At 34.1% G+C, this 22,399-nt stretch carries 20 protein-coding genes; 14 read left to right on the forward strand and 6 right to left on the reverse strand.

The genetic code is table 11. The annotated features are described in order from the left end of the window. The first annotated feature begins 318 nt into the window (after positions 1–318). The 3 genes from nfsA to GQR59_RS04450 all read left to right on the forward strand — a co-directional run bounded on the left by nfsA (position 319) and on the right by GQR59_RS04450 (position 2,470). The gene (gene nfsA / locus GQR59_RS04440; RefSeq protein WP_160060866.1) at positions 319–1,041 is read left to right on the forward strand and encodes an oxygen-insensitive NADPH nitroreductase; all 723 of its coding nucleotides are present in this window, start codon (positions 319–321) and stop codon (positions 1,039–1,041) included. Between the two features lie 285 nt (positions 1,042–1,326). Then, entirely contained in the window at positions 1,327–1,734 is a 408-nt protein-coding gene (locus GQR59_RS04445) for an ATP-binding protein (protein WP_160060867.1), read from the forward strand. A 394-nt stretch (positions 1,735–2,128) separates the two neighbouring features. Then, positions 2,129–2,470 carry a rhodanese-like domain-containing protein gene (locus GQR59_RS04450; RefSeq protein WP_160060868.1) on the forward strand — a complete coding sequence of 114 codons (342 nt, stop codon included), beginning with the start codon at positions 2,129–2,131 and terminating at the stop codon, positions 2,468–2,470. A gap of 266 nt (positions 2,471–2,736) precedes the next feature. On the opposite strand, the gene GQR59_RS04455 is transcribed toward GQR59_RS04450, so the two are convergent. Further along, positions 2,737–3,537, reverse strand: a complete 801-nt coding sequence (locus tag GQR59_RS04455) for an AraC family transcriptional regulator (RefSeq protein ID WP_160060869.1) — start codon at positions 3,535–3,537, stop codon at positions 2,737–2,739. A gap of 165 nt (positions 3,538–3,702) precedes the next feature. On the opposite strand from GQR59_RS04455, the gene GQR59_RS04460 reads away from it, so the two are divergent. The 5 genes from GQR59_RS04460 to GQR59_RS04480 all read left to right on the forward strand — a co-directional run bounded on the left by GQR59_RS04460 (position 3,703) and on the right by GQR59_RS04480 (position 9,104). Continuing rightward, positions 3,703–5,103, forward strand: a complete 1,401-nt coding sequence (locus GQR59_RS04460; RefSeq protein WP_160060870.1) for an SLC13 family permease — start codon at positions 3,703–3,705, stop codon at positions 5,101–5,103. A 99-nt stretch (positions 5,104–5,202) separates the two neighbouring features. Next, the gene (locus GQR59_RS04465) at positions 5,203–5,613 is read left to right on the forward strand and encodes a GFA family protein (protein WP_160060871.1); all 411 of its coding nucleotides are present in this window, start codon (positions 5,203–5,205) and stop codon (positions 5,611–5,613) included. A 466-nt stretch (positions 5,614–6,079) separates the two neighbouring features. After that, on the forward strand, positions 6,080–6,505 hold the full coding sequence (locus GQR59_RS04470; RefSeq protein ID WP_160060872.1) for a hypothetical protein: 426 nt from the start codon (positions 6,080–6,082) through the stop codon (positions 6,503–6,505). 619 nt (positions 6,506–7,124) lie between these two features. Next, the gene (locus GQR59_RS04475; protein ID WP_160060873.1) at positions 7,125–7,808 is read left to right on the forward strand and encodes an SDR family NAD(P)-dependent oxidoreductase; all 684 of its coding nucleotides are present in this window, start codon (positions 7,125–7,127) and stop codon (positions 7,806–7,808) included. A gap of 348 nt (positions 7,809–8,156) precedes the next feature. After that, positions 8,157–9,104: a metal-dependent hydrolase gene (locus GQR59_RS04480; protein ID WP_160060874.1), complete on the forward strand. Its 948-nt coding sequence runs from the start codon at positions 8,157–8,159 to the stop codon at positions 9,102–9,104. A gap of 449 nt (positions 9,105–9,553) precedes the next feature. Here the strand turns inward: GQR59_RS04480 and GQR59_RS04485 are convergent, their stop codons facing one another. The 4 genes from GQR59_RS04485 to GQR59_RS04500 form a co-directional block, all read right to left on the reverse strand. Continuing rightward, positions 9,554–11,245 (reverse strand): putative bifunctional diguanylate cyclase/phosphodiesterase, encoded by a 1,692-nt coding sequence (locus GQR59_RS04485; protein WP_160060875.1) that lies wholly within the window; start codon positions 11,243–11,245, stop codon positions 9,554–9,556. Between the two features lie 45 nt (positions 11,246–11,290). Beyond that, positions 11,291–11,713 carry a response regulator gene (locus GQR59_RS04490; RefSeq protein WP_236546651.1) on the reverse strand — a complete coding sequence of 141 codons (423 nt, stop codon included), beginning with the start codon at positions 11,711–11,713 and terminating at the stop codon, positions 11,291–11,293. 45 nt (positions 11,714–11,758) lie between these two features. Continuing rightward, positions 11,759–13,534, reverse strand: coding sequence for a CHASE domain-containing protein (locus GQR59_RS04495; RefSeq protein ID WP_160060876.1), 1,776 nt, complete (start codon positions 13,532–13,534; stop codon positions 11,759–11,761). A 743-nt stretch (positions 13,535–14,277) separates the two neighbouring features. Beyond that, positions 14,278–15,900 (reverse strand): methyl-accepting chemotaxis protein, encoded by a 1,623-nt coding sequence (locus GQR59_RS04500; protein ID WP_160060877.1) that lies wholly within the window; start codon positions 15,898–15,900, stop codon positions 14,278–14,280. 921 nt (positions 15,901–16,821) lie between these two features. Here GQR59_RS04500 and GQR59_RS04505 point away from each other — a divergent pair. The 5 genes from GQR59_RS04505 (at position 16,822) to GQR59_RS04525 (ending at position 21,049) form a co-directional block, all read left to right on the forward strand. Continuing rightward, entirely contained in the window at positions 16,822–18,402 is a 1,581-nt protein-coding gene (locus tag GQR59_RS04505) for a putative bifunctional diguanylate cyclase/phosphodiesterase (RefSeq protein ID WP_160060878.1), read from the forward strand. Between the two features lie 760 nt (positions 18,403–19,162). Continuing rightward, on the forward strand, positions 19,163–19,807 hold the full coding sequence (locus GQR59_RS04510; RefSeq protein WP_160060879.1) for a DUF1294 domain-containing protein: 645 nt from the start codon (positions 19,163–19,165) through the stop codon (positions 19,805–19,807). Positions 19,808–19,837: 30 nt separating this feature from the next. Beyond that, positions 19,838–20,302: a GNAT family N-acetyltransferase gene (locus GQR59_RS04515; RefSeq protein ID WP_160060880.1), complete on the forward strand. Its 465-nt coding sequence runs from the start codon at positions 19,838–19,840 to the stop codon at positions 20,300–20,302. Positions 20,303–20,375: 73 nt separating this feature from the next. Then, positions 20,376–20,669 (forward strand): SelT/SelW/SelH family protein, encoded by a 294-nt coding sequence (locus GQR59_RS04520; RefSeq protein ID WP_201288015.1) that lies wholly within the window; start codon positions 20,376–20,378, stop codon positions 20,667–20,669. A gap of 44 nt (positions 20,670–20,713) precedes the next feature. Continuing rightward, positions 20,714–21,049 (forward strand): antibiotic biosynthesis monooxygenase family protein, encoded by a 336-nt coding sequence (locus GQR59_RS04525; protein WP_160060881.1) that lies wholly within the window; start codon positions 20,714–20,716, stop codon positions 21,047–21,049. 61 nt (positions 21,050–21,110) lie between these two features. On the opposite strand, the gene GQR59_RS04530 is transcribed toward GQR59_RS04525, so the two are convergent. Continuing rightward, positions 21,111–21,557, reverse strand: coding sequence for a MarR family winged helix-turn-helix transcriptional regulator (locus tag GQR59_RS04530; RefSeq protein ID WP_160060882.1), 447 nt, complete (start codon positions 21,555–21,557; stop codon positions 21,111–21,113). Positions 21,558–21,725: 168 nt separating this feature from the next. Here GQR59_RS04530 and GQR59_RS04535 point away from each other — a divergent pair, with 168 nt between their 5' ends. Beyond that, positions 21,726–22,154, forward strand: coding sequence for an organic hydroperoxide resistance protein (locus GQR59_RS04535; protein WP_160060883.1), 429 nt, complete (start codon positions 21,726–21,728; stop codon positions 22,152–22,154). Positions 22,155–22,399: the final 245 nt, after the last annotated feature.

Below are 22,399 nucleotides of genomic sequence, written 5' to 3' on the forward strand. Positions count from 1 at the left end.
CGTTGTTCAAAAGTGTCGATTTAATCCGTTAGATCTTCCTCTTTCTGTCTAGAATCTGTTCACTTCACTGCTTGCTGAATGTTGCATATTGAATGGTAACGGGTATATATCACTTTATAAAATGGTCACTTATGGCATTAATATTTGAGAAGGTGCTTTACAAGAAGCACAAAAGTGACCTCTCGACTTTGTTGGTCATTGAGTTAATATTAAGTCGTCTATTTGCCAAGTCTGCCTTGGTTTGGCATAGTCACATCTCCATCCTCATCAATCTTATTAGGGTAGCCTTATACCTTACAACACAGGATTATCGATTTTATGAACAAAACCATTGAGACCATGTTAAACCACCGATCGATTCGCCAATATACGGATCAACCGATAGAAAAAAGCCAACTTGATACCATTATCCAAGCTGGATTAGCGGCTTCTTCATCGAGCATGTTACAAGTCGTTTCTATTATTCGAGTAACGGATAAAAGTAAACGTAAGTTGTTAGCAGAGTATGCAGGTAATCAAGCTTATGTTGAAAATGCGACTGAGTTTTTGGTGTTCTGTATTGACTATCAACGTCATGCAGCAATTAACCCTGAGGTACAGGCTGATTTTACCGAACTAACACTGATAGGTGCGGTTGATTGTGGCATTATGGCGCAAAACTGCCTGTTAGCTGCTGAGTCATTAGGGTTAGGTGGCGTGTATATTGGTGGGCTACGTAACAAGATACAGTTGGTTGATGAGCTGCTTGAATTACCACAAAATACATCGGTATTATTTGGTATGTGTTTAGGTTACCCAGCCCAAGATCCTGAAGTTAAACCGCGTTTGCCTGCTCATGTAATTATGCATGAAAATCAATATCAGCCACTGAAGATGGAAGATATTAAAAGTTATGATGAAGTGATACATAACTATTATGCAAGCCGCTCAAGCAATCAAAAACAAAGTACGTGGTCTGAACAGGTAACGGGACAATTATCGAAAGAATCTCGTCCGCACATTCTGCCGTACTTGAATAAAAAAGGCTTAACAAAACGTTAGATTTTAGGGTGATTTTTACACATTAGTTATCTTTAAGGGTAGTTGCTTGTAGCAATGACTCACTGAAATGATGAGCTTCAATGATTATTGCAATCAAGTAAGGCATGGATGCCTTTGTTACGTATAAACAACGAATTTCAGTATAATCAGGCAAGTATATAGTTAACTATTTTTCAAACATACCTAGGTTATTGTTTGCTAGGCTAAGTTAATATTTACAACTGATAGTAGCCCATTAAATTTATTAGGAATCAATGTGTTGAATACAAGCTTAAGCACTAAACCATGTCTACATTAACGCTTACCTTAATACGTGGTTTACCCGGTAGTGGTAAAAGTACATTGGCTAAAAAGCGCGTGGAAGAAGCGGCTAATTCGACAGATAAAACAATAGTGCATTTAGAAGCGGACATGTATTTTATTGATGACGCTGGTGTGTATTTTTTTCAACCTGCACTTATTAAACAAGCACATGCATGGTGTCAGCAAGCCTGTGAAACGTTATTGCAGCAACAACAAAATGTAATAGTATCGAATACGTTTATTAAGCATTGGGAAATGAAAGCCTATCAACAATTAGCCAAGCAGTATAACGCTAAGCTAGAGGTGATTGTGTGTAAGGGGAAATTTACTAATATTCATGAAGTGCCTGACGAAACCGTTAAAAGAATGAAACAGCAATGGCAGCCGTAACGTTTAAGTTTAAACTTATGGAAGTTATCACTGTGAAGTCGTGATGCACTTCAAGGTCTAATACCAATCACACTAATTAACTGATCTATTTTACTTGTTAAAATAACTTATTTCTTCGTTGTAAATTTCGTAAAGGGAACAACCATTTAGCTCAATTTACGCCTTAAACTAAGTCATTTTTTCTGCGCAAAATTTAGATCACTTATTTAATGTAATCGGTATAATCTACCATATGAAAAGAAAGAAGATCGGTATTTTCAATATTTTTACAAATGTCATTAATATAGTGTTGCATCTTGTAACGGAAGTTATAACGGCTAACGAAACGTTGATGTTATTTAAATTAAATTTTTAAAATAGCTATTCAAAACAACTATTCAAAAGGAGTGCGGTTATGGTTAATAAATCGATTAAATATACACTTATTTTCACACTGGGCATGCTATTCAATGCAAGCTTATTCGCTGAACCCATTTGGATTGATGTGAGAAGTTATATTGAAAATAAGATTGATAATATTGAAGGTGATAAACGTATATCACATTCAGATATAGTGGATGAAGTCAGCGAATTGTTTCCTGATAAAAATGCCGATATTCGTTTGTATTGTCGTAGTGGCATTAGGGCTGAAAACGCCTTATCTGCTTTACATAAAGCAGGATACAATAACGTCATCAATGTCGGTAGTATTGAGCGTGCACGTGAATTAAGGTTTAGCAGTGAGGTTGTTAAATAACCTCAGTTCTGGATAAGCAAGCGATGCAACACTGTTATTACCGCGGATTTCTGCGTTAAATTATTTCTCAATAACCCGTTATTGCTTCAATAATTCGCTTTGAACGAGGTAAAACTAATGGAACTGACTAGTCAAAAATTATAACTTTATGATTTTAAATATAACTTCGCTTCCATTAACCAGAATTGAGGCTGAATAAATTAATGTCAGTTTATGTTGTTGTATTAGAAAACTATCTTTTTATTACTCTCTTTTTAAAATACGCTTTAGATCTGCGTTATATATTCCTGTGGTGTGTACCCAAATTGTGCTCTGAACGTGGCTATAAAACTGCTGACATTTTTATAGCCTAATTCATGAGCTACGAAGGTTGATGTTTTCCCCTGCGTTAGTAATGCAAGTGAGTTCATTAATTTAAATTGACTACGCCATTGACGAAATGTCATCCCCGTTTCTGCTTTAAAAAGGCGTTCTATTGTACGGACGCTCGCGCCTGCTATTTTCGATAAATCGGGTAATGAAATGGCCTGGTTTGGGTGTTGTACAATGTAATTAATTAACCGTTGTAAGCGGGGATCTTGCCCTGAATGAATATTGTTATGAAATGACTCAAGCACTCCCAACTCATCAATAGCAACCAAGCCTAAGTGTTTAATTTTTTGAGCCGTTAAAGGTATTTTATAGTCGGTTAACTTTAAGATAACTTCTCGTAAAAGGGGGCTCATTGTGAGCATCAAAATAGATTTTTCATTTTGTCTAACAGGGTACGAAGGGTCAATGTAGATATTGCGTAATTGAGTATCTGTTTCACTGTTTACTTGATGAGGAATATAACTTGGAATCCAAACTGCATGAGTGGGAGGGACAACCCATATAGTCTCATTGCTAGTCACACTTAAAATACCCGTTGCAGCCCATAGTAGTTGTCCTCTCGCATGAGAGTGAGCGGTAACACCTGTTTCCGCTTGCATATTCCTACTATGCGTCAGTACAGGACGAGTATGGTCAATAATAAATGCATTATCACTGGGTGCTATATTTGGCGTTTTATGGGTATGTTTTGTCATATTTGCTACTTAAGACGACACTAAATGTCGGTTACTATAACAGTCAATGCACCAGCTAATATACCAGTCAATATATCAATGACTATATTGGTGACTATAAGCAACTGCATCATTTGTTGTTATAAATATAATTCATATTAACGTTATTTCGGAAGGGCTTGTTTTATGCAAACCAAATACAGTGTTCGGTTATTGTCCTTTATTGGTGTGTTAGGTATTGCATTGATGCTTGTTTTATCTCCTATTGAAAACCAATCACTATCTTTTTCTTATAGCGCTGCTGTTGTGTTGATGACCTTAGCTTGTTGGAGCACCTCTGTTATTCCTCCCTTTCTAGCTGGGCTGATCTTTTTTGCTTTATCAACGATTTTTCATTTGGTTGAGCCCGCTATTTTATTTTCAGGATTTGCTTCTACCGCGGTGTGGTTAATTGTTGCAGGGTTTGTGATAGGGGGAGCGATTTCATCATCTGGCTTAGATAAACGATTAGCATCCATCATTGCACCACATTTAACCTTGAGTTATTTTCGTTTGATCTTTGGTTTGGTGTTAACGGCTATGTTGCTTGGCTTTATTATGCCTTCTTCAGTGGGACGGGCGATTGTTTTGATTCCTGTAGGTATGGCTTTAGCTGAACATGTAGGTTTCACATCGGGCAGTAATGGCCGTCGAGGGATTGCGGTAGCGTTAGCAATTGCTTGTAATATGCCTAGCTTTGCGGTGTTACCCGCTAATATTCCTAATATGATTTTAGCGGGGGCGAGTGAAACGTTGTTTAATATTCACTTTAGTTACATTGAATATCTACTTTTGCATTTTCCAATCCTTGGTGTGATTAAATCAATGTTACTGGTAGGTTTAGTGCTGTTTATTTTTCCAGATAAAGTTGTTTCCCCTACTAATATTAAAGAGGCTTATTCAGGTTCAATACCTACATTCGATAATAAGCAACAAAGAAAAGTCACTTTGCTTCTCGTGATTACTTTATTATTTTGGGTGACGGATTCAATACATGGGATTAACTCCGCTTGGATTGGGTTAACCACCGCTATTATTTTATTATTGCCGAAATGGGGAGTGCTTGAACCTAAAGCATTTAATAGCTCGGTTGATTTTGGCACGATCATTTTTGTAGCGGCAGCACTTGGTTTGGGGGCGTTAGTGAATACATCTGGCATAGGTGAGTATATGGGACAAGTATTTAGTCATTTGTTACCCACATCATCGGATAATACTTTTTTAAACTTTATGTCGCTTTCTCTTATCTCTACTTTTACTGGGCTAGTCACGACTATACCGGGTGTGCCTACGGTACTTTCACCGATGGCTACAGACTTTTCTCAATTAACTGGTTTTTCATTACCCGCAGTTTTAATGACACAGGTTATTGGTTTTTCTACTGTTATATTTCCTTATCAGGTGGCGCCGCTTATTCTTGCGATGCAACTTTCAAAAGAATCGTTAGGTAGTTTATTGAAGGTCACGTTGCCGCTGGCGATCATCACTATTTTGTTCTTAATGCCATTAGATTATTTATGGTGGTTGGCACTTGGTTGGATAAATTAACGACTGAATAAAGCCCCTTGAACGGTATCGGGGATATTAATTTTTATTACGTCGAGATGATGGTATGTTTACCAATATTTATTCTACATGGAGGTTATTATGGCTAAAATTATTACTGGTGGTTGTTGCTGTGGCGACGTTACTTTTACTGTTGAAGATAACTTTAGTGATTTTTTCTTTTGTCATTGCGAACAATGCAGAAAATTAACCGGCAGTGCGCATGCCGCTAATTTATTCACATCAGCAAATAATATTAACTGGATTAGCGGAATAGAAAAAATAAAACGCTACGACCACCCAGAGCGTACCTTTACGCAAGCATTCTGTGAAAACTGTGGTTCTGGATTACCTTTTATAACGCAAGGTGGGGAATCTTTAATTGTCCCTGCAGGCAGCTTAAATGAAGAGTCTGTTAAAACGTTAGATGCTCAAATATTCTGTGCTGAACAAACTGAATGGCACAAAAGTGGTTTAAGTGTCGTTAATAAAGTGCCAGGCTTTCCTGAGTAAGTTGTGGTTATTTTTTCTGTTCAAACTCAAGATCTTATTCTCGATTTAAAGACCTTCTTTTAGTCGGTCTTTATTATCTATAGCGATTATTAGTTAATAATTGCATTCTTCGTCATATTCTCTGCTTTTATTGATCTTCCTTGAAATAAGTAAATTTCTTTTATTCTTATACCTATTATGTGATATTTTTTTGATTGGTGTGATTTTTTGATGTATGGTGTGCGCAAATTAAGTAATGCTTTATTTTTTGTTGTTTTATTAAATAAATATTGGCTTTTTTTTCTGTTAACTCGTTGTGCATAAAGGTTTTTGTATATTAATTTTAAAATTAATGCTCAATGGTTTTTATGCAGTAATCTTTGATGTATTTTAAAACATTAAGACTTAAAGAGTATGAGTTATTCATCTAAATAATATAAAGAACTAGTCGTTAATCTTCGATGATGTAAATTTAAAGGAATATGTAATGAAGTTTGTAAAATTTGCCGTATTGGCTCTTGCTGTTTTAATAACATCTGGATGTGCAGGCGGGTTAAATTCGATGCAAGAAAGGGAATATAAAGCTTTTGAAAACGAAGGTGTTTTAATCGAAGAAAAAACACCAATGGTAGGTGCTGTATTAGGTATTTTACCAGGGTTTGGTTCTTTTTATGCTAGAGAGCCTGGCTATGGAGTAGTAAATTTATTATTTTGGCCTATTTCTGTCTTATGGGATCCTGTAAGTGGTTATAGTGGCTCTAAGTCAATCAACTACGATACAACTAAGAGTTATTTAAGAAAAGAAAAAAACAAAGAGTTAGTTGCTTTGGAAGACTTATTAGTTAGTAAGCAAATTGATAGCACTAAATACCTTTTAGAGAAAAGAAAAATAGAGCAAAAATACCAGTATTAATAGAAAATACTTAGTTAATTTGAAGTTTAGGTAAAGTTAATTAAATACTTAAGCTTCATTTGATAATTAACATTTATCTTTTCGTCATGCTACTTAGCTTGTTAAAAGATAGACAGTTCTTCTCTCTCGTTATTTAATAGCATTCAATCTTTTCAACCTCACCAATTTCAGTTTCCACTATTAATTTTTACGCATGTCTATAAGTTAAGTGTTATACCGATTACCTTAAATAAGGTGATCTAAATTTTGCGCAGAAAAAATGGCTTAATTTAAGGTATAAGTTGAGTCTTTCGAAAATTAATGTCATTAATCATCTGTCGGATAATTAACCAAAAAATGTTAACTCTTTAATGGTTATTTCCTTTACGAAACTTATAACGAAGAAATAATTTATTTTAACAAGTAAAATAAATTAGCTAATTAGTGTGATTGGTATTAATACCTTAATTCGTCTTATTCAATGTTCTCCTATAAAGCAGCTTTATCTGCTTATCTTTATTTTTTCAATATTAACGCTGTCTTTTCTAACCTTTATTTATGCATAGTAATAATATTTATTGGACTATCTTTTAGTAGATAGTTAAAGTGAACAAATCATAATTTATCTATAAGGTTTTGTATGACTCAATCTCTCCCTCTTGCAATTGTTGCTGGCGCAGGCCCCGGTTTAGGTAATACATTATTAAGTCACTTTGAGCGTGGTGGTTATAAGGTGGTTGGCTTAAATCGTTCGTTACCCTCAACAACAGATTTTGATATTCGTGTTGTTGATTTAACCAATGAGAAAGCAACGAATACGGTAATCGCATCGCTAATAAAAGAATATGGCGCGCCTAAAGTGGTTATTCATAATACTGCACAGTTAGTTATTAAGCCTTTAGCTGAGACGACTGCCGATGATTTTGAAACTTGTTGGCGTAGTATGGCTTTATCTGCTTTCGTATTAGCTAAATCACTGATGCAACCAATGGTTGATAATGGTGGTGGTACGTTTATTGTTTCGGGGGCAACGGCTAGTTTACGCGGTAGTGCTAAGTTTTCTGCTTTCTCTTCAGCTAAGTTTGCGTTGAGGGGATTAACACAATCACTAGCACGTGAATTTCAATCACAAGGTGTACATGTTGTTCATAGCATATTGGATGGCATTATTGATACGGATAATAGCCGTTCATTGCATAGTCTCGACCCTAGCAAAATGATGAAGCCAGAAGATATTGCTGACGTATATTTGGGGCTTTGCCAACAACCTAAATCGACATGGACACATGAATGTGATTTACGTCCATTTGATGGAAGCTTTTGATAGAAAGTTTAATCGTAGTATGAATTAAAGTTAGTTAGCGCATTTTATAAAGCAAACTTCGGTTTGCTTTTTTTGTGTGTAAAGCAAAAGAGGAGAGGTCATCGTTATATTGAAATTTTTATCAGTAATAGACGGTCTTCTAAGCGGTTAATTGCCGTGAGTTGCTTGTCTTTTTTGGTTGTTTTAGAAAGGTAGATACATTTATTTTATTACCTCGAATCAATAGCAAATAATAGACAATAAGTATTCGTCCTATTCTGAGTGTTTAATAGACACTTTGAATAAAAGTAGAGTTAACCTTTTTTTTATATTCACTTTTATATTTATATATGTGGTTAAAGGATATTGATGGATTCAGTCAGTCAAATTGTATTAGGTAGTAGTATTGCTGCGGCTATTGGGCATAAACAACTGGGACGAAGTACACTCGTTATTGGGGCAGTACTTGCCACGTTACCTGATTTAGATGTTTTATTACCTGCAACCGATGCCGTTACTCGTTTTACTGAGCATCGTAGTTTTTCTCATTCTTTATTTGTTTTGTTTCCCTTCGCATTCATCTGCTTTGCCTTTTTAAAACTCAGCTTTAAAAGAAAATTTACAAAAGTGATTATTTCTAATCAACGTTTATTTTGGTTGTGTTGTTTACCCTTAGTGACTCACCCGATGCTTGATGCATTTACTAGTTACGGTACTCAGTTATTTTGGCCGTTAGCCAGTCACCCTATTTCAATTGCTTCAATTTTTGCGGTTGACCCTTTGTATACATTGCCTTTGTTAATTGGCTGCGTATACCTATGGCGAAATGGCGATAATGAAAAGAAAGGTAAAGCGAGACGCATTAACCATATCGGCTTAATACTGAGTAGTGGTTATTTGTTGTTGGGGTTGTTTTTGCAAAATCAGGTACAAAAAAGAGTAGAGATCGTCTTGCAAGAAAATAATATAGCGAAGGATAAAATATTCATTTCCCCGCTTTATCCGAATTTTAATTGGTGGGGCGCTATCGTGATCGATAATGGGGTTTATTACAATGTGAAGGTCAATATACTTGCAAGTGATTCTGCGTTATCGATAAAACAAGATTTAGGTTATGGCCAGCTTAATGTTTATCCGCCTGCATTAAAGTCTTTAGATTGGTTTACTCATGGATTCATTCGCTTAGAAGAGGTAGAAGGGCAATTGGTCGCAACAGACCTGAGAATGAAAACAGGGCAGTTAGATTATGCTTTTAAATTTGCATTAGCAGAAAAAGAAAGTGAGGGGTGGAAAGTGATATCACCGATACGTTTATGAATATTCCTGTTAATACCAATCACAATAAATAGCTTATCTATTTTACTTGTTAAAACAGCCCACTTCCTCGTTATAAATTTCGTAAAGGGAACAGCCATTAAAGAATTAACATCTTTTGGTTAATTCTCCGATAGACGATTAACGAAGTTAATCTTCGAAAGGATCAATTTACGCCTTGAATTGAACTGTTTTTCCAGCGCAAAATTTAGATAACATATTTAATGTAATCGGTATAATAAAGCTGCGATAAAGTAGGCAGGAAATAGCAGTAATATCATAAAAATAAATTTGAGAGTCATCAATATTGAAAGGATGACTTTAACGATTTATAAAAGATAATATCATGCATTCGTTAACTACGTTCTTAGCTAAATTGACGATAATAAAGAGGGGAAATTATATTACCCTCCCAGTATTTCTATTCATTAAGTTAAATTTGCTAAGTCTTTTTATAAATAACGACTTTCTAGTTCATGTACTGTGAGTGGTTTATCAAAGTAATAACCTTGCATTTTATTAACACCTAACTCAATACATAGGTTGAGATCGATTTCGGTTTCAATACCTTCGGCAATAATATCTAATTCCAATGACTGAATCATTACTACTAATCCAGCTAAAAAAGGTTTGGTATTTTCTTTGGGCAAGGCACTCGGCATTAAGCTTTTATCAACTTTAACGGTGTTAATTGGAAATCGATGTAAATGCGAAATAGAGGAGAATCCTGTTCCAAAATCATCTAGTGAAATTTTACATCCTAAATCACTAATACTTTGAATCATCTTCGTTGTATTTTCTTGTTCGACCAATAAAGCCGTTTCAGTTAACTCAAATTCAATGTGCGAGGCATTAACCCCGTGTTTTATTAAGGTTGATTCTATAGACTCAATTAACCCTTCGTCGCTTAATTGGATTGAGGATAAGTTGATCGACATGGTCAATGTTGAACCTTGTATTTTCTGCCAATAACTCAACTGTTTAATTGCTTCTGCTATAACCCAACGTCCAATTTCTATAATTAATCTAGATTTTTCTGCAATAGGAATAAATATATCAGGCCGTTGAGTAATATCTTCAATTTCAAAACGTATTAATGCTTCAACACCTGTTATTTTTCCGTTTAATGTACTAATAACAGGTTGATAGAGTAAGTAAAATTCATCATTTGTTAGCGCACTTCGCAATTGATTTTCGATTAAGAAATTTTCTAAAAACGTTTCTTGCATTTTAGCTTCAAAAAAACAAAACTGGTTACGACCATCACTTTTAGATCGATACATTGCAATATCTGCGTATTTAAATAGTTCTTTAACATCAGTACTATCACTTGGGCATAGTGAAATACCAATACTCGCTCCGGAAGTGATGACATGATGTCCAATTTCAAAAGGTTTTTGTAATGATTCTATGATGCGTTTGGCAACGGTGCTTGCTCCGAAAGCAGATTCTAAATTAGTCAGTGTGATGGCAAACTCATCTCCGCCTAAACGCGCAAATAGCTCGCTACCACGTAAACAACTGGTAATGCGTTTGGTGACCGCAATCAATAACTGATCACCTATATCATGGCCATAGTTATCATTCACAAATTTAAAATAGTCTAAATCGATCAGTAATAGAGCAAGTTTACTTTTGTCTCTTTGTTGTTTTTTTATTTCATGGCATAAAGACTCGTCAAAATAATAACGATTAGCTAAACCGGTTAGGTTATCTCGTTCTGCAAGCTCTTTAGTACGTTGATGGCTACGAAGTAGTTCTTGCTCTAAAGAAGCACGTACTTGTGCGTTGGCTATTGCTCTTTGTAGTCTAAAGGCGTTGATCTCTGTTTTAACCAAGAAGTCTTGTGCCCCTGCGTTAATACTACTAGTGGCTAAGTCATCTTCTTTCGAGGTGCTTGTCATGATAACAACAGTATTCTCTTTAGCTGGCATGTCCTTTAACTCAATTAAGAGTTCGATACCGTTACGTTGAGGTAAGTTATAATCGAGTAATACGACGTCAAATGCTGTGTGCGCTAATACTTCAAGTGCCCGATCCACCATATCAACTTGTGTAATGTTGCATAAAATATTACTGCGGGTTAATGCTCTTACGATCATTTCTCTATCGATTTTATCGTCATCAACAATGAGTATGTTCATATAGTGCTCATATCCTTAAATCTTAACGTTGAAGTACTGATCATTTTATTCTTCATTTAAGTGTACTATTTCAAAATAGTTTTCTAGCATGTTAACAAGACCTGAGAATCTATCTCCGGTCTCTCCTTTGACAAAATACCCTGCAATATGTTTACCGTAACTTGACGTGATATCTGTCTTTGCTTTTGATGTGGTCAATACGAAAACCACTAAGTCTGATAGTTTCGGATCTGCCCGTAATACTTTTAAAAATTCTATGCCGCCCATTCTTGGCATTTGTAAATCGAGAATAATGACTAATGGTTGTGTAACTTTGTTTTCTTTTAATAAGGTTAATGCTTCAAGACCATCGTAAACGCGCACTAAAGGGTTAGTAATATTTTGTTTTTTGAAGCTACGCTTGATTGTCATTGCATCAATATCGTCATCCTCTACGAGTAACAAAGTAATTTCATTTGCATTTTTCACATTAATCAGCCTTTATTGGTTACGATTTTCCAGTTTTTCTTTTTGCTATGAATTCAGTGGCCATAAGATATTTATTTTCGTGCCACGTTTCCCATCTGATATAATATTGACACTTCCATGATAATGAACAACGATTCGTTTAATCATAGCAAGTCCCATGCCACTTCCTTCTACTTTGTCCCGTGATTGTAATGTTTGAAACATTTCCATGGCTTTATCATGAAATGCTTCAGGGATCCCCGGGCCATCATCTTCTAGCGATACTTCATGAAAGTTGTTTTTTATTGCATAGTGGATAGTGATTTGACCCGTTGGTTTATCGTGATGTTTTATCGAATTAGAAATTAAATTTCTTAACACTATTTCAAAGGGTAGTTGTGGAATATTTATGTCAATATTTGGAGCAGTACAACTAAAGTTATCGTTACTTTCCAGCAATGAAAGGATGTCTTTTGCTTTCTCTTCTAAATTGACTTTATCATTAGCAACCGTCGTTAGATTTAAACGGGAGTAATCTAATAGGTCATCTAATAATTTGAGCATGCGCTTGCTTCGTTGGCGTAATAAGGCTAAATGTTCTTTAGATTCCTCGGGTAATATATCTTGGCAATCTTCTTCTATCCAACTACCTAATTGTTCGATGGCATTCAGTGGTGATTTGAGATCGTGTGATGCGACGTAGGAGAACTGTTCTAAATCATTATTAGATTTCTCTAAATCAATATTCGATTTTTCTAAGTGTTTGGTTTTATTTTTTAATTCAATTGTCATTTGATCAGCATATTTTAATGCTTGTCTATTTGCTTTTGATAAAAGCAAAAATAACACGAGTAAAAATGCATCAATTATTAAACCGCCAATGAGGATGATTGAAGACTGATTTAACGTTGTATCTTGTCTAAAACTTATATTTGATTGAATTGAGAATGTCCAAGTACGTCCGTATAATGTAGTTTCCACTTTTTTGGAAAGAAGCGGGCTCTCATCTACCTTTATGGCTTCATCATTTAAATGATCGTCAAACAGTAAATCTGTTCCATCCCATATTTTAATGCTTACATATCTATTTGTTTCAGCCAGAGTACCTTTCATTAATTTTTCCATAATAAAAGGGGCATAAGTAACACCTTTAATTAATCTACGGCGTTCCTCTATGCTGTCAGGTTTGAGCCCATCTTTATAAAATGGAGTGTAAAAAAGGAAGCCAGGCGTTTGTTTATCATCTTGTACCAGAATAATGGGCGCTGTTAACAATGCCTCTCCTGAGTCTCTTGCTTTTTTAATTGATGAGTAGCGATTGCTTTCAAAAGCAATATCAAGGCCAATGGCTTGTTTGTTTGAAGCAAGAGGTTCAACAAAGGTGATTGGCCAATATTCAGGATTGGTATGAGTTGGGTGCACTTTATAATCAGGTCTTTGTTGATATTGTTTTTGTAAATAGTTATCGAACTCGTCAGGTTGCACGTTATGAATAATGCCAAAGCCGTTAATACCTGGGTAGTTGATATCTATTTGTAAACTCTTTGAGTAGGTTGACCATTGTTGAGAAGTGATATCTGAATCGACAGCATCAATATAAGCAACGCCTCCCCACAGGACATTTTCATAAAGTGTCATTCGTTGTTTGACTAAGTTAACTACTTTTTCAGCTTCGCGCTCAAATTGAATTTCAAGCTTTTGTGATTGTTGGAATTGAGAGTAGTACCAAGCACTGAAAGTTAATACCACAGAAAGCAATACGATTAGCCAATGGATTGAATGCATTTTCCCTGCACGGACTAATTTTTCTCTTTTTTCGTTATTTTGTAACCCATCATCCATAAGGGGTCCCTAGAGTGATTTTGTTAATCGCTATTGATATAAGGCATAAAGCGTTTAGTGCGTGATGCTAGTTAATTTGATGAAATAAAAGAGGTTGCTGGTGGTTTTTATATTGTGTTTTTTAATAGAAAGACAGCATAATAATCTAAAATATCAACGTTTTTATCATTGTTCTTTATCATTGTTCTTTATCATTGTTCTTTATCGTTACTTGAGTATAAGTTATTTTATTTTTTATATTTTATTTTACTTTTTATATACTATTAATGAGAATAAAAATCTTACTCTCTGTTGCTATGTATAGAGCATTATAAATAATGTTAGCTTAAGGTATTAAAAATAACCACCTATAATGAGCTATTTAACACTATTTTTTGATTAATTATTTGTTTAAGTTGATCTTTTTGTGGTTTCGGTTGGCTTTTCATTAAAATTTACTTTGTTAGACCTAATTAATTAAATTTATATGATCGTTAAGCTTTTTTATCTTGATACAATCTATCGAAGGCATAAACAATATAAATATAAGAAACTTCCATCGAAAGTAGTGGGTATTTGTTACTTTTTAATTATTAACTTCTATTTTAGTTGTAATGGTGCGGTTTTCTTTTCAAAAAATTTTGACTGTACTGTTAAGACTGGCTTGATTAGAGGCCCTATTGTTGGGTTGTAGAGCGAAGATTACTTTTTAGTCTTCATCGAGACTAAAAAGTAATTAATATTATAAATTTGAAGCTTAAATCTTACATTTTGAATAGTGTAACGTGCTCGTTAAGTTGTGTTGCAAATTGAGCTAGTTCTTCAGTTGCTATTCTAACTTCCTCCGCTCCAACTCCTGTGTTATGGGACAATTCTTTTATTTCAATAACTTGCTTTCCAACTTCGGCAGCAACAGAGCTTTGTTCTTCAGCTGCACTAGCGATTTGTGAGTTCATATCAATAATTTGATATACCGCATTTTTGATATCCGCTAGTGCCTGTTGAACATCTACGGTCTGCGTTACGATAGTATCGGCCTGTTCACGTCCAATTTTCATAGATTCTACTGAGGCTTTGGCACTTTCTTGCACTTTGCTTATTTTAGCTTCAATTTCAGCAGTCGACTTTTGAGTATTTGAAGCTAACGCTCTGACTTCATCAGCTACTACGGAGAACCCTCTACCAAATTCTCCTGCTCGAGCTGCTTCGATAGCTGCGTTTAATGCAAGTAGGTTGGTTTGATCTGAAATACCTTTAATAACAGCAAGGATGCCTGCAATATCTTCTGTACTTTCTGCAAGTTCGGTAATGATAATAGTCGTTTTGTCTAGATCTTTGGCTAAACCTTGTACATCATTAGAAGATTGTTCTGCTTTTAGTGTTCCTTGATCAACAAGTAAACGAGCAGCTTCAGTTGCATCTGCGGCGACACTTGTATTCCTCGCAACTTCCTCAGAAGTTGCATGCATTTGATTAATTGCTGTTGCAACTTGTTCTGTTGCATGATTTTGTTCTGCAATATTGTTTTTAGTTTGAACTGAGATTAATGCGAGCCCTTCTGAAGCAGCTGTTTGAGAAACGGCGGAATCGGATATTTGTTTCATCATCACTTTCAGTTTTTCAACCATTAATCGCATGGCTAAATAAATCCCTGTTTCTTTACCTGTATTTTGAAATTTTATACTTAAATCACCTTCAGCAATTTGATGAGTTAATACTTCGATATCTTTCGGTTCGCCACCAATAGGACGTAAAATAGAAAGTGTAATTCTCCAACTTAATAAGATGGCTAAAATAATACCGATAGATACCAGTATGATAAGGTTTAAAACTGCTGACTCACCTTGTGCTAATGAGTTTTTAGTAAACTCACTCGCTTTGTTGGCTGCAAAGTTTTCAAGTTTTAAAAGCCGCTGGTTTAAATCTTGGATATGATTTGCGCCTTTTTCTTTCGTTATTTTAACAGCTTCAATGCGTTTACCTTCTTTCATTAAGGCAATTACTTCGTTACGAATCGGCCTCCAATTAATAAAATTTTCTCGAATGATTTTTATTTCAGATTTATTACCTAAAAAACGTTCATTTAATACATCGAAATATTTAAATGTTTGTTTCTCAATTACATCAACGTTAGCTGCTGCTTTATTAATTTGATCTATTGAACTGGCTAACGCAACATCTTTCATTGAGCGATGCATACTAGTTACTGCACCCTCAATCTTAACGATTGCAACACTGACAGAAAATGGATGTTTATAAAGTAGTTGGGTAAAGTTTGATAGAGAATACATTTGTTTGACTGCAAAAATACTCATAATAATTAAAATGATAATAAGAATGGAAAAAGCGCCTGCTAAGCGTTTTCTTAGTGATATGTTATTAAGCATAAAGCATCCTTTTGATGTGAGTTAACTGTAATAAAAAACAAGTATGGCACTTAGCTTACCATTTAAAAGTGAAGATAATACTTAATATGAGTTATTTTGTAAGTGAGGGACAACTAGTATTTATATAAATATTATGAATAACCAAAGGCTTACTAAATAATTAGACTCTGTAATAACTGTTATTCTATCTTTTAGAGGGCTTTTTATACCCATTACTGTTCAAGGTACTTTGTTCAGTCGTTAACTTAAACTTCAAATCAACGTACAATATGATGGCAATAGGTAGTTTTTATCAAAGGTTGCAACATAGATAGAGTTAGTTTTCAACCTAACGATCTAGAGGGTAAGCAGTGAAAAAATATATTTGTTGTTAGAAGTGTCGATTTAACTCGTTAGATATTTCTTTTGCTGGCTAGAGTCTATTCACTTTATTACTTGCTGAATTTTGCACATTGTGACGGGGAACAGATATATACCATAGATAAACTTAATATATTCTAAGTGATTGATATTTTAGTTTTTTTAGTTTTAATGTTGCAGTTATTTATTTTTACCTTTTTTAATGACGAGGTGAAGAAAAATATATTCCTACCTTTTATGCTGCCACTTGTATTTTAATGGAGCAGAATTAACACTTTTTTCATTTATAACTAATACTTTATTATAAATGTATTCGTTACATCGCCATTACTTGTTAACGTTTTTCCTCAATCTTGTCTACATCACATTTTTTATTTATAACCAATAGTAGGGTGTATATTGATAATTTATTTTTGAAAGAGTATTTTACCTGTCGCCTCTTTATTTTTGCATTAACTTTGATTATTTAAATAAAAGTTTCAAAGTAAATTATATTTTAGTGTTGATAAAAGAATCTCTACCCTTTTTTAAGTTTAAGCTGTAATACCTTAAGGGGACTATGTGAACGAGTTTTTTATTGCGATTATTATTGTTGGTACTGTGCTATTACTGGCCAGTTTAATGACTACGTTAAAAATTTGCCAAAAGAGTGATAGCTCAGCTTGGTACCTGCTTTTTTACTTTATTATTCTATTTATTATTGGTTATTTAGGAATTCTTTATTATTTTCTTTATTTTCAATTAGACCCAATCCTGGTTTCAACGGTTGCTTGTATTCTATTCGGTGGTGGTGGATTTGTTTACCTAGTTATTAAGCTCAGCTATAGCAGTTTATTAAGTACTGAAGAAGCTGTGGAAGTACAGCGCTATCAAGCGGAACATGATATTTTAACCGGTTTACCTAATCGAAAGATGTTCTTTAAATCTCTTTCTCATATTATTAGCCAATCAACTCCTTGTTCAGTGTTATTTATTGATTTAAACGACTTTAAACAAGTTAACGATTCTTTTGGTCATTATTGTGGAGATCAATTATTAATTGCCACTGCACATGCATTAAAATTTAATCTTAGTGATCATGGTTCGCTGTTCCGGCTTGCTGGTGATGAGTTTGCCATACTTTCTACTTATCAAAGTAAAAAGGGGTTACAACGGTGTATTAATCTCATCACGAAGTCGGTACAAGCCCCTCTAAAAATAGATAAGCAACTGATTAATGTGAATTTGAGTATTGGAGTCAGTCATTATCCTCAAGATAGTCTAGACATGTATGAGTTAGTCAAACATGCAGACTTAGCAATGTATGAAGCTAAAAGAACTAATAAAAATTTAGTTTTTTATGATGCAGAATTAAGCCAGAAAGAAGGCGAAATTTTATTAATGACAAATAAAATAAAAGGGGCGATTGAGCAGGATGAGTTTTTATTATTTTATCAGCCATTGATCTGCACTAAGACGAATCAACAGCATGGTTTAGAAGTCTTGATTCGTTGGCCTCAGCCAGATGGCAGTTTTCTTTCTCCGGATGATTTTATCATGATAGCGGAGCGAAGTAGTTTGATTCTATCTGTGACTAAATGGGTTGTGATTGAAGCGATTAAAAATTTAAAAGTTTTACAAGCTGCAGGCTTTACAGGTGCGTTACATATCAATTTGTCTGCACAAGATTTAAAAAGTCATGAGTTTTATGATTATGTGGCAGCATTGTTTAAAGAAGATACCTCAATCAGCGATGTGATTGTTTTTGAAATAACAGAAAGCGCTATGATGACCAATATTCAGGGATCTAAAGAGATGATCATGGCATTAAATGCAATGGGGTTTCAATTTAGTATTGATGATTTTGGTACCGGATTTTCTTCACTCTCTTTATTAAGAGAACTTTCTATTAAACAAATTAAAATTGATCGTTCTTTTGTTGATGGCATGCTAAGTCAAAAGGCCGATTATGCGATTGTAAAATCAATCATCTTTCTGGCTAAACAATTAGAGTGTGAGGTTATTGCTGAAGGAATAGAAAACAGAGAAACTGAACAAGAGTTAATAAATTTAGACTGTGATTATTTACAAGGATTTTATTACAGCAAACCGATTTCGATAGAGGAAATTAAGCGTAAATATTTAAACTACAAAGCAAGTTAAAAACGAAAAAATATTTAATTTTATTAATGGCTTACTGATCATGATGGTCAATTTAAATAATACTTTTGATCACTATTTTTATTGAGTAATTAACTTATTTACCTATTCCATCTTCCATTATAATACTTTTATCATTATTCCTACTAAATCAATTTCTACTAACAAATGCCTACTAAAAAAATACTTTAAAATGCATTCCATTGCAAAACCAATATATTGTATTGATTATTGATTATTGATTATTGATTATTGATATTGATTATTGATTATTGATTATTGATTATTGGATTGATTGAGCACTTAACTTTATTGATATTATCTATCTAATTAACTGTTTCATTGAGTAAATTTATAACAATTTACATCACAATCTATTTAATGTCATATAAATATAAACTATGATGGTTTTTGAAAGTATTGTCTAAAAGGTGTCACGTTACCCTTGAGGTTAAGTACTTTTTCTATGAAATATTTAAACCATATATTTCATTAAATAAATTAAAAATTCAAATAAATGCATTTGACTTTTTACCTTAAGTTATTGTTTGTTAGAGATTTAAGTTGGTAAGTTTTTAGTCATCAGCTATTTATACCAAAAGAATTAATAAGGTGATCATTCTTGCTGGTTAAAATCACCCCTAACTGCGTTGTGAGTTTTGAAGTGAGAACAACTATCTCCTACAACTCACGCCTTATTAGTGTTAATTTTTCCTGCGCAATCTCTGATCACTTATTTAATTCCATTGGTATTAGAGGAAATATGAAGTTACAAGGTAAAATATTAAATTGGAATGATGATAAAGGTTTTGGTTTTGTTGAGCCTAATGGTGGTGGACAGCGGGCTTTTGTGCATATTAAATCATTTAAGTATGGTTCGAAAAGGCCGATTAATGGCGATGTGATTATTTATGAATTAGTAAAAGAAGCTAACAATCGGTTCAAAGCGGTTAAGGTTCAATTTTCCAGTGAGGCGAGAGAAGCAAATAAACGTAAAGAGAACTATAACAAAGCGAGTAGTTACAATGTTGTTCGCCATCTGTTCACTATTATTTTTTGTTTTGCACTATTGGCCTCTGTAACAATGGGGAAACTGCCTAGTATTTTTATTGGCCTTTACGCTGTAATGAGTATTATCACTTATATTGCTTATGCTATTGATAAGTCTTCTGCTCAAAGTGGAAACTGGAGAACGAAAGAAAGCACATTACATCTTTTTGCTTTAGCGGGGGGCTGGCCTGGTGCTTTTTGGGCCCAACAACGATTACGCCATAAGTCGATAAAGAAAGAATTTCAAATAGGGTTTAGAACAACTGTATTTTTGAATTTAATGGGGTTCTTTTGGCTACACACTGAAAGTGGGTCTCATTTTTTACATATTGTTGTACTACCGTTGTTAAACTTTTAGTACGAGTTCAATTAAGCAGGAATAACTGTATTGAAGATTAAATTAGATGATTTATCAGGTAAGGAGATCTTCTCTCTTCTTCAAGAGCATCTTGATGATATGAAAGCAACTTCTCCGCCTGAAAGTGTACATGCACTCAATTTAGAGGCGTTAAAAGATCCTTCTGTTTATTTTTGGAGCATTTGGGATGAGCAAGTATTGGCTGGATGTGGTGCTTTCAAAAAACTTGATCAACAACATGCTGAAATAAAGTCGATGAGAACCTCAAGCCTTTACAAAAAACAGGGGGTTGCTTCTAAGTTGTTAATTCATATTATTGAGCAAGCAAAACTATCTGGATTCAGTCGATTAAGCCTTGAAACAGGATCAATGGATTATTTTTTACCTGCCCATAGCTTGTATTTAAAACATGGATTTAGTTTTTGTGCTCCTTTTTCTGATTATGAAGAAGATTCCAATAGTAAATTTATGTCATTAGATTTAGTTAAGGTGTAGCCTAATAGCAATTCTTGCTCCCAATTTTGACTACTATTAATGCGTAAAAGAAACGCTTAGAGAGATTCATATTATGAATAAAATAGATATTAAATATTGCAAAAAATGCCGTTGGTTAATGCGATCATCGTGGATGGCCCAAGAGTTATTAAGTACTTTTGAAGATGAGTTAGATGAAGTTTCATTATTACCAGGTGAAGGTGGAATATTCGAAATTTTTGCAAATGGCACGCTTATTTGGTCGCGTAAGGAAATGGGTGGCTTTCCAGAAATTACAGAGTTAAAGCAATTAGTTAGAAATATTATTGCACCAGATAAAGATCTTGGGTGTATCGATCGTAAAACAGCTAAAAGCCTCACTCAATAAAAGCTGAGCTCAACAATCAAGTTATAGAATTTATTGGATCTATTATGTCAGTTATCGCTAATACACCTAAACCACCTTATTATGCAGTTATTTTTACTTCTACCCGTACAGAAGGAGATGATGGTTACCATGAAGCCGCCGATAGAATGGTAGAACTTGCTCAGCAACAAACAGGATTTTTAGGTATTGAGTCAGCGAGAGAATGTATCGGTATAACGGTTTCTTATTGGGCTAATTTAGATTCAATAAAACAATGGAAAGCTAATACTGAGCATATAGAGGCCCAAAAAATGGGACGACAATCTTGGTATGATACTTTTAAAATACGTATTTCAAAGGTAGAGCGGGATTACGGTCAATTAATTGATGAGTCTCATTAATGATAGCTAACATTTTTTATTGGAAATACCATTTAGCATGTTTATTTAATGAGTGACTCATTTACTCATCTTCTTTTTTGTTTAAATCATGAATGACTAAATCTAAGGATTGCATTAATTGTAAGGCTTGATTTGAATCGATACTATTAAATTTACAACGTATTTTACCGGGTATATCTACTGCTTGTAATTTCAGATCTTGACCTGTTCTTGTTAATTGAATAAGGCGTTTTCGTTGATCTTTTTCATCTTTAATGACTGCTAATAGTGACTTGTCAGCCATTTTCTTTAATATTTGAGTCATTGCACTACCATCAATTGCGGTTGTTTCAATAAGCTCGGCAATGGTTATTTTATCTTGATCCCACAATGCCATCATCACCACATATTGTGGGTAAGTTAAATTAATTTCTGTTAATGGTTCTCGATAGGCACGGGCAATACTATTTGATGCCATATATAAACGATGACACAGCTGATGCTTTAGTTTTAGCTGTTCAAATGACATGGCAATTTCCTTCAATTTTTTATTTTCTATTAAATTTATTATTATAGTAACTATTATAACTATAAATTTAATTTGCATGCAAAGTATTTGCAATTGTTATTTATCTTCGTTATTATTATTTTGCATGCAAAATAAATTCGTTATTCAATACAAATTTTGGAGTTCACTATGAATGTATTACAAGAAGTCGCTTACACAGCTAAAGCAACAGCAACGGGTGGCCGTGAAGGTATCGCTAAATCTGATGATGGTCGTTTAGATGTTAAACTCTCTACACCTAAAAACTTAGGTGGTGATGATGGACAAGGCACAAACCCTGAGCAATTATTTGGTGCTGGTTATGCGGCATGTTTCATTGGTGCACTTAAACATGTTGCAGGTGTTGAGAAAATAGCACTTCCAAGCGATTTGTTCATTAACTCTGAAGTTTCTATTGGTCCTATCGAAGGTGGTTTTGGGATCGCAGTTAAGCTTTCTATCTCACTAGGTGATATGGATAAAGCGGAAGCAGAAGCGTTAGTAGAAAAAGCTGATTTAGTTTGCCCATACTCAAATGCAACACGTGGCAATATTGCTAAAGAACTTATTATTCTTTAGTTGCTAGTTCTAATTACTAGTTTCTAATTACTAGGTTATTTTTAATATGTTTGTTAAATACTAAGTATTACTCGCATTTAAAATAACTAAAGTTACAAAATTTAAGGCCTGTAATAGATCTCTATTACAGGCCTTTTTTATTTGAAATAAAGATAAGAATTCAGTGAATATAAGCTAATACCAATCTAAGTAATTATCTAGTCATTTATGCTTGTTAAAATGAATCCTAGCTTCGTGGTTGATTT

Origin of the sequence: Psychromonas sp. L1A2 (assembly GCF_009828855.1) — a bacterium.
Classification (GTDB): Bacteria; Pseudomonadota; Gammaproteobacteria; order Enterobacterales; family Psychromonadaceae; genus Psychromonas.